Origin of the sequence: Parabacteroides johnsonii DSM 18315 (assembly GCF_025151045.1) — a bacterium.
GTDB classification, from domain to species: domain Bacteria; phylum Bacteroidota; class Bacteroidia; order Bacteroidales; family Tannerellaceae; genus Parabacteroides; species Parabacteroides johnsonii.
The window spans coordinates 1,031,738-1,043,964 of sequence record NZ_CP102285.1; the positions used below are offsets into that span (position 1 = coordinate 1,031,738).

Annotated in this window: 12 protein-coding genes; 9 read left to right on the plus strand and 3 right to left on the minus strand. The window is 43.2% G+C overall.

Going from position 1 to position 12,227, the window contains the following annotated elements; genetic code table 11:
* Positions 1-125: 125 nt before the first annotated feature.
* Together NQ564_RS04250 and NQ564_RS04255 are read right to left on the minus strand one after the other, a co-directional pair.
* Positions 126-1,334: a DUF4861 domain-containing protein gene (locus NQ564_RS04250; protein WP_008147774.1), complete on the minus strand. Its 1,209-nt coding sequence runs from the start codon at positions 1,332-1,334 to the stop codon at positions 126-128.
* Positions 1,335-1,517: 183 nt separating this feature from the next.
* Complete coding sequence (locus tag NQ564_RS04255) at positions 1,518-3,113, minus strand: beta-N-acetylhexosaminidase (protein ID WP_008147775.1); 1,596 nt, start codon at positions 3,111-3,113, stop codon at positions 1,518-1,520.
* A gap of 173 nt (positions 3,114-3,286) precedes the next feature.
* Between NQ564_RS04255 and NQ564_RS04260 the strand changes: the two genes are divergently transcribed.
* From NQ564_RS04260 to NQ564_RS04300, 9 genes are all read left to right on the plus strand, one after another.
* Positions 3,287-4,618, plus strand: coding sequence for a PhoH family protein (locus NQ564_RS04260; protein ID WP_008147777.1), 1,332 nt, complete (start codon positions 3,287-3,289; stop codon positions 4,616-4,618).
* Between the two features lie 100 nt (positions 4,619-4,718).
* The gene (locus tag NQ564_RS04265; protein ID WP_008147778.1) at positions 4,719-5,045 is read left to right on the plus strand and encodes a cupin domain-containing protein; all 327 of its coding nucleotides are present in this window, start codon (positions 4,719-4,721) and stop codon (positions 5,043-5,045) included.
* A 92-nt stretch (positions 5,046-5,137) separates the two neighbouring features.
* Positions 5,138-5,371, plus strand: a complete 234-nt coding sequence (locus NQ564_RS04270) for a YecH family metal-binding protein (protein WP_008158271.1) — start codon at positions 5,138-5,140, stop codon at positions 5,369-5,371.
* 116 nt (positions 5,372-5,487) lie between these two features.
* On the plus strand, positions 5,488-5,964 hold the full coding sequence (locus tag NQ564_RS04275) for a DUF456 domain-containing protein (protein ID WP_008147782.1): 477 nt from the start codon (positions 5,488-5,490) through the stop codon (positions 5,962-5,964).
* Positions 5,965-6,032: 68 nt separating this feature from the next.
* Positions 6,033-6,506: a PaaI family thioesterase gene (locus NQ564_RS04280; protein ID WP_008147783.1), complete on the plus strand. Its 474-nt coding sequence runs from the start codon at positions 6,033-6,035 to the stop codon at positions 6,504-6,506.
* Positions 6,507-6,527: 21 nt separating this feature from the next.
* Positions 6,528-7,364 carry a deoxyribonuclease IV gene (gene nfo, locus NQ564_RS04285; RefSeq protein WP_008147786.1) on the plus strand — a complete coding sequence of 279 codons (837 nt, stop codon included), beginning with the start codon at positions 6,528-6,530 and terminating at the stop codon, positions 7,362-7,364.
* Positions 7,365-7,523: 159 nt separating this feature from the next.
* Entirely contained in the window at positions 7,524-8,933 is a 1,410-nt protein-coding gene (nhaD, locus tag NQ564_RS04290) for a sodium:proton antiporter NhaD (RefSeq protein WP_008147788.1), read from the plus strand.
* An 11-nt stretch (positions 8,934-8,944) separates the two neighbouring features.
* Complete coding sequence (locus tag NQ564_RS04295) at positions 8,945-10,585, plus strand: dipeptidase (protein WP_008158268.1); 1,641 nt, start codon at positions 8,945-8,947, stop codon at positions 10,583-10,585.
* Between the two features lie 64 nt (positions 10,586-10,649).
* The gene (locus NQ564_RS04300; protein ID WP_039848070.1) at positions 10,650-11,132 is read left to right on the plus strand and encodes a porin family protein; all 483 of its coding nucleotides are present in this window, start codon (positions 10,650-10,652) and stop codon (positions 11,130-11,132) included.
* Positions 11,133-11,223: 91 nt separating this feature from the next.
* Here NQ564_RS04300 and NQ564_RS04305 read toward each other — a convergent pair whose 3' ends face one another.
* Positions 11,224-11,868, minus strand: a complete 645-nt coding sequence (locus NQ564_RS04305; protein ID WP_021862444.1) for an HAD family hydrolase — start codon at positions 11,866-11,868, stop codon at positions 11,224-11,226.
* Positions 11,869-12,227: the final 359 nt, after the last annotated feature.

Sequence of the window (12,227 nt, forward strand, 5' to 3'; positions counted from 1 at the left end):
AAAAGAACAGACCTTATCAATCAGATTTTTATAGGGCCGGTTTTAATGCGATCCCGCGCGGGGCGCGGGAACAGGATAGTTTCGACACACCCTCTTTTCTGTGTCATCCGATATTTGACTCGGATTTATTTTATTGTTACAGTCAACGGCTCTTTCAGATTTTGTGCGAATTTCTGTACATACTCGAACCATTTGCCGGAGTTTTCAAACCCCCATTTGCTCCAACCGGCACCACTATAATATGTATAGCTGTTACCAGGGCTATAGGTACTGTAAGCTAAAACATGGCCGTCTGCACCGCGTTCAGCCTTTTCTTTGTCAGAGAATATGACGGCTTTAGCTTCGTTGACCTTTTCCGGGAATACGGCCGCTACATAAATTTGTCCGTTTACAGGATCGGCAGGATCGGCATAGGCAATGTAGCCTTTTGCAGCATCGGCCTGGTAGTCTTCGCTCGGCTCATGCAAAACGATACCGGTCACAACCGGAGTCGCTTCGGTCAGGTTGTCGTAAGTGATTGTGTATTTGTTCATCTGGGAACCTGCGTCGAGAGAGATCACGCGGGTTTCGATTACATTGTCATTGCCTTTCACGGTCAGAGGATGGTAAACCAGCTTTACGGTGAAACGCAGCGGACCGTTGTCTAAAATCTGATAGTCTTTGTAGCAATACGGATAGACAATAGAGTCGTTTGCCAATAGGGCGGAAGTGCCGGCTCCTAATGTCGGGCCTACCTTATAATAATCTAATCCGTTACCATGATCGATATGATAGGAAACTGATTCGGCTAATTGCTGTGCTGCTTTTGGATCGGTCTTACGCAGTTCTGAGATCTTAGCTCTTGTTTCCGGATCCAGTTCGGTTTTGTAACGCATGTCGACGATCGGTTCGGATACACATTTTACCCAAATGTCGCAACCATAAGCTTTCTCGCCGGTAGCTTGCAGGGCCGGACCGTAGGTGCGGAAGGCGATGCGATCGTTTTCCCAGGCAACATCGTCCACACGTTCGGGATATTGTTTACCACAGGCAATTGTTTTGAAGGCTTCAGGTGTTCCCGGAGTGATCTTATAGGTCACGTTTTCGCCACCTTTGACGGAAACCGGGAAGATGATCTTGTTGTCATACGTTACCTGATAGGGAACTTGTGAGCCCGTATTGTCTGAAATGACGAATGTCTCACCCTTCAGTTTGGCAACGGCGTCAGATGTGATTTCGGTGATTTCGTTCGTGCGGTCTGTGGCAGACGGATTGCTGATGGTTATCTCGACCACTTTCTCCTGCGTGCACGCAAACGCGGAGGCCGCTAACAATAAGCTGAAAATCTTTTTCATAAATTTGTTATGTGTTTAATTTTAATGTATTCGTTAGTACCGGTTTCTTAAAATCCGGTTGTAAAAGTAAGGAATATTCATTAAGTTTTCAAAGATAACCATTTGTTTGTTGAGTCGATTTCAGAAATTATCCGCTTGAATGAAGAATTTTGTTCCGGAAGCAGGAATCTGTTCCTTACTCTTTTATCTCTTTTGTGGATAACGGACGATCTCGAAAGGTACTCGGACGGAAACGCCACGTTTCATCAGTTCCGACAGGTTCGGGTATATGCGTTTCTTGAATGATTCCCAATCGCGATGTTCCATCTGTGTCCATCCGGCTTCGGCAAGTGCCAGGCCGCGGGGGTACGTCATATAGGTGACGCGGTTGATGTCCGGCATCGCTTCTGCCCACAATGTTCCGTTGACACCTGCGATATGAGCTTGTTGGCTGGCAGGCAGACCGTAGCCCGGATCGAACTGGTAAGCGGTTTCCAGCGTAGTGACCGGCATTCCCCAGTTGTTGAACTCAGGAAAATCGTTCTTATATTGCGGATAATCGAGATACGTGTATTCTCCTGGTGCCATAATCAGCGTATTTCCGTGACGTGCAGTTAGTTCCATGCATAACGGTGTCAGGCCGTAACGCCAGGTTATCAAGACTGCGTCTTTCGGATAGTCGAACAGGTATTCGTGTGCCGGCATACGGATATTGTCCAGTTCGCACCATAACATTGGTTTTTTACCATTTTCACGCACGACCGGTAGGATTTTGCCGAAGAAGTAGTTCATCAACTCGGTTGGTTTCGTATAACCCAACTGCTTCATAAGTGATTGGCAGTGTTCACATTTACCCCAATTCGTCTCGATGATCGCTTCATCTCCTCCCAAATGGATATAGGGAGCGGGGAAGATGGAGGCTACTTCTGTCAAGATATCCTTATATAAGGAATAGACTTTGTCGTTATTGGCACAAAGCATAAGATTGACGGTTTCGCCGACAATCTTGGGTATGGTGTCGGTATGGCTGCAACCTAATTCGGGATAAGCATCCAGTACGGCTACCGTATGCCCGGGAATATCCAGTTCCGGGATGATCTGAACATTCCGTTCGGCCGCATAATGTACTAAATCCTTTAATTCTTCCTGTGTATAAAATTCTCCTTTTTCGGTCAGCCGGGGATGTTTCTTTATTTCGATACGCCAGCCTTGGTCATCTGTCAGGTGTAGTTGCAATACATTATATTTATATCGTACCATCTGATCGATATAGAACTTCACATCTTCGGGCGGCAGGAAATGACGTGCCGGGTCTAACATCAATGAACGGTAGCCGAAACGGGGTTGATCGTCGATTTCGACTGGCGCGATCTTTCCCGATAAAGTCCGGCATACATCTCCTAACAGGATCTGATCTAAAGTCATAAGTCCGTATAGGATGGCACCTTGTGTTGCTCCTTTTATGGTAACGGTTTCCTCGGATACGGATAATAGGTAATGCTCATCCCCTTTGATTGATGGATCCACCATGAGGTGAATGGAGGAATTGCTTGAGCCGTAAGAGGATAGGGTTGGTGTTTTCCCTGTTCTTTCCTGTAGGATATTTTTTAGTTCTGCAATGCAAAAGGCTTCCTCCGGCAGATTCGTTTGTATGGTTGTTTTATCACTTATGATAAAATCTTTCTTACTATCGATTTGTTTGACTTGGTTCGGCATCGGAAGTAATGCTGATAAATTGTTCTGTGCCGACAAGTATCCGGCAAACAGCAACATGCATGTGATGAGTTTGTACTTTTTCATGGATTTAATTTTGACATTCTATCTACAAAAATACATAAATAAAATATAGTGTAATCTCCTGCTTTTGTAAAAAAGTTGAATTAATTGGTTTATTTGATATATTCTTGGTTATCGGAGGATAATGTCTCGGAAATATTTCTATCTTAGAGGCATAATCATTAAATCGAAAGATCATGGGAGCAAAGAAAAATTTTGTGCTTGACACGAATGTCATATTGCACGATTACAAGTGTATTGAGAACTTTCAGGAGAATGATATTTATCTTCCGATCGTCGTGTTGGAAGAGTTGGATAAGTTTAAAAAGGGGAGCGACCAGATTAACTACAACGCCCGCGAGTTTGTGCGCGAGTTGGACACGTTAACCAGTAATGATCTCTTTTTAAAAGGGGCCTCGCTTGGGCCGGGTAAAGGTACTTTGCACGTGGTAACCGGTGACAAATATCAGGAAAAGATTTATCAGTCGTTCCCGGAAAAGACCGCGGACCATCGTATTTTGTCCTGTACGTTGTCGGTTGCAGAGGCGGAAAAAGACCGGAAGGTGAAAACCATTCTGGTGACGAAGGATGTGAACCTGCGTATGAAAGCGCGTTCATTGGGTATCGAAGTGGAAGATTATATAACCGATAAGGTTATTAATGTGGATATTTTCGAACGTGCGCAAGATACTTATGAAAATATAGATCCGGATCTGATCGATAAGATGTATGCTTCGCCTGACGGCATCGATGCCAATCTGTTCGATATAAAGTCGAAACTGGAGCCGAACGAATGTTTTATTTTAAAGAGTGTACGTAATTCTGTCCTGGCCCGTTATAATCCGTTCACCAATAAATTCAAGAAAGTGGAAAAAGGCAGTAACTATGGTATTCAGCCCCGTAATGCGGAACAGAGTTTTGCTTTTGAAGTGCTGAATGATCCGGATGTAAAACTTATCGGGCTGACGGGAAAGGCCGGAACCGGTAAAACCTTGTTGGCTTTGGCATCTGCATTGAAACAGGCGAATGTTTATAAACAGATTCTGCTGGCACGTCCTATCGTTGCTTTAGCAAATAAGGATTTAGGATTCTTGCCTGGCGATGAGAAGCAGAAGGTGGCTCCTTATATGCAGCCCTTGTTTGATAATTTGAATGTGATTAAGGGGCAGTTTGCACCCGGTGGATCGGACGCCCGTAAGATAGATGATTTGCAAAAGAACGGACAACTTGTGATTGAAGCATTAGCCTTCATCCGCGGTCGAAGTCTTTCGGAAACGTTTTGTATTATCGATGAGGCGCAGAATCTGACTCCGCATGAGATTAAAACGATTATCACCCGTGCGGGCGAAGGAACGAAAATGGTATTTACAGGGGATATCCAGCAGATCGACTCTCCTTATCTGGATGCACAGAGCAATGGTCTTGCTTATATGGTTGATAAAATGAAAGGGCAAGAATTGTTTGCCCACATCAATCTGATCAAGGGAGAGCGTAGCCAATTGTCCGAATTAGCTTCCGATTTACTCTGAAAAATGATTGCCCGTGTATTTGAAGAGGATCAAGTACACGGGCGTTTTTTGAACAAATACTCCTCCACAACAATTATATGTATATATAAATGTTTTTAATATGGAAAAGTCTTTTGAAAAAGGAATTGTGTTGGATTTGAAGTCCCTGATCGATTATTCGGAGGGAGGAGTCATTAGTAGGCAATTGATTAAAAGTGCTGCCGGTAATATCACTTTATTCTCTTTTGACAAGGGAGAGGGGTTAAGTGAACATACAGCCCCGTTTGATGCGTTGGTTCAGATTTTGGAGGGAACGGCAGAAATTACTGTAAACGGAAATAAGTTTACCGTTGGAAAAGGGGAAAGCATTGTTTTTCCTGTTAATGCACCTCATGCCGTGTTTGCCGTTGAACGGTTCAAGATGTTACTTACCATGATAAAAGGATAAAAAAAGATGTAATTCTCATTGTCTTGTCACATATGTTACAATTCAAGATGTATATATCGTGTATTTTTGTCCAAAATCATTTTAATTATCTTATGGAACAGTTACATGCTCATGAAGTCCTTCATATGATGGAAGGAAACAGTTATACGGAAGCCTCTTTGAAAGAAGCTATCGTAGAGAAGTTTGGAAAAGATCAGCTTTTTTATGCTTGTTCGGCTGAGAATATGAATGTGGATGCGTTGATCGAGTTTCTTAAACAAAAAGGTAAATTTATGCCTTTGAACGACGGTTTTACGGTTGATGTGACAAAAGTTTGTAATCATTAAAGATGGATTCGGTTTAGTTCTTTTTTATTTCCCATTTCTTCGGATTTATATTTTACTGTTTTCATGTTTTTTCGTATTATTGCATACGAATACTCATACAGCTAAAATATAACTATATGGATATCCTTCTTATTATTCTGGGGATACTTTGTTTGCTGACCGGGCTGGCAGGTTGTTTCTTGCCTGTATTGCCCGGTCCGCCTGTTTCTTATGCAGGCTTGTTGCTTTTACACTTTACGGACAAAATCCATTTCAGTACTACACATTTGATTTTATGGGCTTTGCTGGTCATTATTGTCCAGGTGCTGGATTATGTGACGCCTATGTTGGGTACAAAATACAGTGGAGGCGGTAAATGGGGGAATTGGGGATGTGTGATCGGAACGATTGCCGGTCTTTTCGTTTTTCCTCCCTGGGGCGTGCTGATCGGTCCGTTTGCAGGAGCTGTAATCGGCGAGTTGCTTGGGGGAAAGAAGTCTGTCGAAGCCTTTAAAGCCGGGGTAGGGGCTTTTGTTGGTTTTCTGTTCAGTGTGGTGGTGAAAGTGTCGGTTTGTGGCTATTTTATCTACTGCTTTGTTGCGGCTCTATTTTAATAAACCTTATTTCTGCTTTTTTTGTTACCTTTGTAGATTAATAGGGCTGTGGCAAATAATTATCAAATATGAAAAAGATTATTAATCCCTGGGAGGGATTGGATGGGTATATGTGTTTTGGCTGTGCTCCGAGTAACCCGATGGGACTTCATATGGAGTTTTATGAGGATGGTGATGATATTGTGGCTTATTGGGAGCCGGAAGCTCATTATCAGGGTTGGTTAAATACGTTGCATGGCGGAATCCTAACAACATTGATGGACGAATTGGCCGGTTGGGTGGTGCTTAGGAAGTTACAGACTTCGGGAATGACTTCACGCCTGGATGCCCGCTTTCTGAAAAGTCTTTCTACCCGTGAACCCAGGTTGACAATTCGGGGACGTATCAAAGACCGTAAACGAAATGCAATCTTTATCGAAACGGAAATCTATAATTCACAAGATGAGTTATGTACGCGTGCTGACTTGGTCTATTTTATAGTTACACAGGAACAGGCTACGGAAAAATTTCATTTTGCGGGATGCAAAGCAGAAGGTGAATAAACAATAAAACATAAATAACAAATGAAGTATATTGGAGCACATGTGTCGGCATCAGGTGGAGTTGAGAATGCTCCGGTGAATGCGAATGCGATTGGGGCGAAGGCGTTTGCCTTGTTTACCCGTAATCAGCGTCAATGGAAATCTTCTCCGCTGACAAAAAAGAATATTTCCCTTTTCAAAGAACGTTGTGAGGAATTTGGTTATGCGGCAGAGCATATTCTTCCGCACGATAGTTATCTGATCAATCTGGGACATCCGGAAGCAGAAGGTTTACAGAAATCGCGGGATGCTTTCTTGGATGAGATGCAACGTTGTGAGCAATTGGGACTGGACCGTTTGAATTTCCATCCCGGAAGCCATCTGAATCAGATGGATGTGGAGGACTGTCTGACGCGCATAGCCGATTCGATCAATTGGGCGTTGGACCAGACTTCGGGTGTATGTGCCGTACTGGAAAATACTGCCGGACAGGGAACCAATCTGGGATATACCTTCGAGCAACTTGCTTATATTATCGATAAAGTAGAAGATAAATCCCGTGTCGGAGTTTGTATAGATACTGCCCATACACTGGCAGCAGGCTATGATATCAAGACTGTTGAAGGTTTTACGGAGACATTCCGTCATTTTGACGAAGTAATCGGTTTTTCTTATTTGCGTGGCATGCATATAAACGATTCCAAAAAAGATCTGGCTACCCGTGTGGATCGACATGACAGTATTGGGAAAGGAGTGATGGGATTGACTACATTTAAGATGTTGATGGATGATCCCCGGTTTGATAACATTCCTTTAATTCTGGAAACGCCGGACGAGTCTATTTGGGCAGAAGAAATTGAATATCTGTATTCTATATAAAAGCGAAAGGAGCGGTCTTCTCAGATCACTCCTTTCTATTTAACCAAAACCTTAACTATGAAAGCCCAAATGTATAGTGTTTTTTTTAAACATGCAAGAGTTTAGGGTAAAAAAACCTAATCTTTTGTTATTTGATAACAAATTTAAATATATTGTGTTATGTTTATTTTAATGCCTGTCATCTTTGTCTTAGGGATTCTTGCAATTGCGTTGGAAGATAAGATAAAGATAAATAAAGCTGCGATAGCTCTGTTTATGGCAATATCACTATGGATGATATTGATGTTTGACGCCTATGACATTTTTGTCGAACGCTCCAGTCCTTTGTTTCAGGAGTTCTTGATCCAAAATCCGGAAATGGCAAATGCCCCTCTGAAAGATCAGTTTATTACATTTATTACAAACCGTTCGATTGTTTATCATTTAGGGAATGTAGCTGAAACGCTTTTCTTTGTCATGTGTTCCATGCTGATTGTCGATATCGTGGATAAGCATGGTGGTTTCCGGGCTGTTACCGGATATATCCGTACCGCCAATAAAAGAAAATTATTGTGGTATATAAGTTTTGCCGCTTTTTTCTTTTCCGCTTTATTGGATAACTTAGCTGCTGCTATCGTCATTATGGCCGTGTTGCGGAAATTGGTTCCGGATCGGACAGATCGTTTGAAGTATGCCTGTATGGTGATTATTGCGGCTAATGCGGGTGGTTCCTGGTCTCCGATTGGCGACGTGACGACTATTTTGCTTTGGGTGGGCAAGAATGTCACAGCTATGCACCAGATTTCGCATGTGTTCCTTCCGGCATTGGTAAACTTGCTTGTACCGCTGACGATTGCCAATTTCTGGCTCTTCAAGAAAGATGCAACTTTGCGTGTGATGAGCGAGGAAGAAATGGCAGACGAATATACACCGGAAATTCCGAATCATTCGCGCCGGGTGATCTTTGTGATCGGTGTCCTTTCGCTGGCATTGGTTCCGGTCTTTCAGATGTTGACGAATCTGCCGCCCTTCTTAGGTGTTTTGCTGGGTTTGGTGATCCTGTGGTTCTATACAGATATCATGTATAGCAAACTGCATATGCACGAATCCAATAAGTTGCGTATTTCCCAATTACTTCCGAATATCGACCTGGCGACGATATTTTTCTTTTTGGGTATCCTGATGGCGGTAGGGGCGTTGGAAACTTCCGGCCAGCTGGGTTTGATGTCTGCTTTTCTGGATAAGCATGTGCATGAACCTTATCTGATCAGTTTCGTGATCGGTGTTTTGTCTTCCTGTGTGGACAACGTGGCTTTGGTTGCGGCAACGATGGGTATGTATCCGATTGTGCCGGATGCGGCCAATCTGGCTCCTTATGCCCAGTTCTTCGTATCGGATGGAGGTTTTTGGACATTCCTTGCCTACTGTGCCGTTACTGGCGGTAGTATTCTGATTATCGGTTCTGCAACCGGTGTAACGGTAATGGGATTGGAAAAGATCGATTTTATGTATTATACTAAAAGATTTTCAATTCTGGCATTGATCGGCTATTGCTGCGGTGCCGGTGTATATATGTTATTATTTGCATAAATTTTATTTATATGAGAAGAACATGGATTTTGATGGCAGCCTGTGCCATTACGCTTTCCGCAGTGGAAGCCTTTGCATGCACAGGACTGCTGGTAGGAAAGAAAGCTTCGGTTGACGGCTCCGTTATGATCAGCTATGCGGCAGATTCGCATACGTTATATGGTGAACTGTATCGCTGGCCGGCTGCGACTTGGCCGAAAGGGGCGATGCTGGATATCATCGAGTGGGACACCCATAAACCGTTAGGACAGATCCCGCAGGTTGAGCAGACCTATTCTGTGGTCGGCAATATGAATGAACATCAGGTTGCGATTACGGAAAGCACTTTCGGGGGCCGTTCCGAACTGGTCGACACGACCGGTATCATGGATTACGGTAGTCTGATTTATGTCACTTTGCAACGTTCCAAGACGGCGCGGGAAGCTATCCGGATTATGACTGACCTGGTGAAGGATTATGGCTACTATAGCAGTGGGGAAACGTTTTCTATTGCCGATAAGAACGAAGCTTGGGTGATGGAAATGATCGGTAAAGGTCCGGGTAATAAAGGAGCTGTCTGGGTTGCTATTCGCATTCCGGACGATTGTATTTCGGCTCATGCCAACCAATCTCGTATCCAGCAGATCCCGTTTGATGATAAGGAGAACTGCATCTATTCACCGGATGTTGTCTCTTTTGCTCGTGAAAAGGGATATTTCAGCGGCAAGGATAAGGATTTTAGTTTCCAGAAAGCCTATTGTCCGTATGATTTCAGTGCTCTGCGTGGTTGTGAAGCCCGTGTGTGGTCTTTCTTTCGCAAATATGATAAATCGATGGATCAATATACAGATTTGATCAAGGGGGATGTGACGAAGAAGCCGATGCCTTTGTATGTCAAACCTAATCGTTTGTTGTCTGTTCAGGATGTTCAGAACGGTATGCGCGACCATTTCGAAGGCACGGATTTAGATATGACGAAGGATGCTGGTGCCGGTCCTTACAAGGTTCCGTATCGTTGGCGTCCGATGACTTTCGAAGTGGACGGCCAGGAATATACGAACGAGCGTGCGATTGCTACGCAGCAGACCGGTTTTGTGATTGTTCCTCAGATGCGTAACTGGCTGCCGGATGCTGTCGGTGGTATCCTTTGGTTTGGTGTGGATGATGCGGATATGGCTGTCTTTACGCCGATCTATTGTTCGGTGACAGCTTCTCCCGAATGTTATCGTGTCGGAAACGGTGATATGATGAATTTTTCCTGGACATCCGCTTTTTGGATTCATAACTGGGTGGCTAATATGGCGTATGGCAAATATAACTATATGATTCAAGATATCCGCTCAGTTCAACAGGAGTTGGAGAACGGATATCAACAGACAATCCCGGCTATCGATAAGGCAGCATCAGAACTGTATGCCAAGAATCCGGCGGAAGCGGTCAAGTTCCTGACCTGGTTCAGTTCTACGACTGCCGACCAGGCAACGGCCCGTTGGAAGAAATTAGGAGAATATCTGTTAGTCAAATATATGGACGGTAACGTGAAGAAGGAAGAAAACGGACAATTCAAACAGAATGGTTACGGATTGTCTGAATATCCGGATTTCCCTGGCTATGACGAAGACTATTATCGTAGCATTGTAAAGAGCGCAGGTGATAAATTAAAAGTAAAATAATAGGCCTTTATAGGAAAAAATACTATATTTGGCGATAGATATTGTTGTACTAAATAAGAAAAGTATGAAAAAATTAATTGTTATGTTGATGCTGACGCTGTTCAGTATAGGTGCGTATGCACAGACGCAGCAAGGTCAATCCTCGTTTGGTTTCAACTTAGGTTATAATTTTAATGATATCGGCAATGCTACTATCGGCATCGATTATCGTTATTGTGTAACGGATGCGTTTCGTTTGACCCCGTCTATTACTCATTTTGTAAAGAATGATGGTCTGAATGCATGGGCGATCGATATGAATGCTCATTATGTGTTTAAATTGAGTGAGATGTTCGGCTTTTACCCGTTGGCCGGGTTGAGCCTTTCGTTTTGGAAAGCCAGCGTAGGTAATTTTAGTGTTAATGAAACTCGTTTCGGTGCTAATATTGGCTTGGGCGGTGAAGTGTATGCGACGGATCGGATATCTGTCGGGTTGGAAGCTAAATATAATATAATAAAGGATTTGGATGCCGCAGCATTAGCTGTCCGCGTTGGATACAATTTCTAAGTAACCGAGCTTTTGTCTATATAAAAAAGGGGAGTGGTAACACATCCCCTTTTTTATTTTCTAAAAGGACGATACATTTTCTGTTCCCGTTCTACCATTTCTGATATTCTTCGAACGTAATGTTTTGGAAATCGGGTATGACCTGATATACCTTGTCCTTCAAAGACTCTTCGGAATTGGTCGTGCTAAGTCCGATAACCCGCATACCCGCATTGGTCCCGGCTTGTATTCCGGCAAAAGAATCTTCAAATACCAAGCAGTCGGCAGGTGATACATGCAGATCGGAGGCGGCAAGCTGATAACACATCGGGTCCGGTTTCCCTTTTGTAATCCGGTCAGCGCTCACAACCGTATCGAACAGATTGTCGAGTTTCAAAAGGCGGAAAGCCCGTTCCAATTTGGCATTGTCGGAACTGGTGACCAAACCGACTTTTACCCCTTTACCCTTCAAAAGGTGGATAAACTCCATTGCACCCGGAACCGGTGGAAAAGGCATTTTCTGTTCGAAATCCATTGATTCGCGGGTTACCATTTCTTTAAATTCTTCAGACCGGTCGGAGAAATACTTATCCAATATATAAGGTAATGTCGTCCCTTTGATATGGGATGCGAAATTGGGGATTCCCGTCTGATAGCGTTCTCCCGCTTCATTCCAGTAAATATCGTAAATAGGTTCTGTGTCTACAACCACACCGTCGAAATCAAAAAAGGCAGTCTTCATAAACTGTTGTTCCATAAAAATCAATTCGTTTATAATAAGGTCATTTGTCTGCAAATATACTTCTTATTGGGATACAGGAAAATAAATTTGTAAATCTTATTGACTTTATTTTTTTATTGCGTAATAAAAAATGGCCTTACTGCCATATTATTCTTAAATCACTGTCAGTGATTATATGATCGGCGGCAGTGATTATATAATCGCCGACACTGATTTTATAATCACTGGCACTGATTTTAGAATAGTAGCAGGGAGAACGGGAAATAGACGGCTTGTAAAGAGCTATTTTAGTGTAGTTGTTCTAACTTTTTTGAGATTTAATGCTATGGTAGTGCAAAAACTTATATCTTTGTGCACGTACACATGTTTGTTAA

Bases quoted from the DNA above. Each gene is read 5' to 3' on its own strand.
- NQ564_RS04305 (WP_021862444.1), bottom strand. From the start codon at position 11,868: ATGGAACAACAGTTTATGAAGACTGCCTTTTTTGATTTCGACGGTGTG.
- nhaD (WP_008147788.1), top strand. From the start codon at position 7,524: ATGTTTATTTTAATGCCTGTCATCTTTGTCTTAGGGATTCTTGCAATT.
- NQ564_RS04250 (WP_008147774.1), bottom strand. From the start codon at position 1,334: ATGAAAAAGATTTTCAGCTTATTGTTAGCGGCCTCCGCGTTTGCGTGC.
- NQ564_RS04295 (WP_008158268.1), top strand. From the start codon at position 8,945: ATGAGAAGAACATGGATTTTGATGGCAGCCTGTGCCATTACGCTTTCC.
- NQ564_RS04275 (WP_008147782.1), top strand. From the start codon at position 5,488: ATGGATATCCTTCTTATTATTCTGGGGATACTTTGTTTGCTGACCGGG.
- NQ564_RS04280 (WP_008147783.1), top strand. From the start codon at position 6,033: ATGAAAAAGATTATTAATCCCTGGGAGGGATTGGATGGGTATATGTGT.
- NQ564_RS04255 (WP_008147775.1), bottom strand. From the start codon at position 3,113: ATGAAAAAGTACAAACTCATCACATGCATGTTGCTGTTTGCCGGATAC.
- NQ564_RS04260 (WP_008147777.1), top strand. From the start codon at position 3,287: ATGGGAGCAAAGAAAAATTTTGTGCTTGACACGAATGTCATATTGCAC.
- nfo (WP_008147786.1), top strand. From the start codon at position 6,528: ATGAAGTATATTGGAGCACATGTGTCGGCATCAGGTGGAGTTGAGAAT.
- NQ564_RS04265 (WP_008147778.1), top strand. From the start codon at position 4,719: ATGGAAAAGTCTTTTGAAAAAGGAATTGTGTTGGATTTGAAGTCCCTG.
- NQ564_RS04300 (WP_039848070.1), top strand. From the start codon at position 10,650: ATGAAAAAATTAATTGTTATGTTGATGCTGACGCTGTTCAGTATAGGT.
- NQ564_RS04270 (WP_008158271.1), top strand. From the start codon at position 5,138: ATGGAACAGTTACATGCTCATGAAGTCCTTCATATGATGGAAGGAAAC.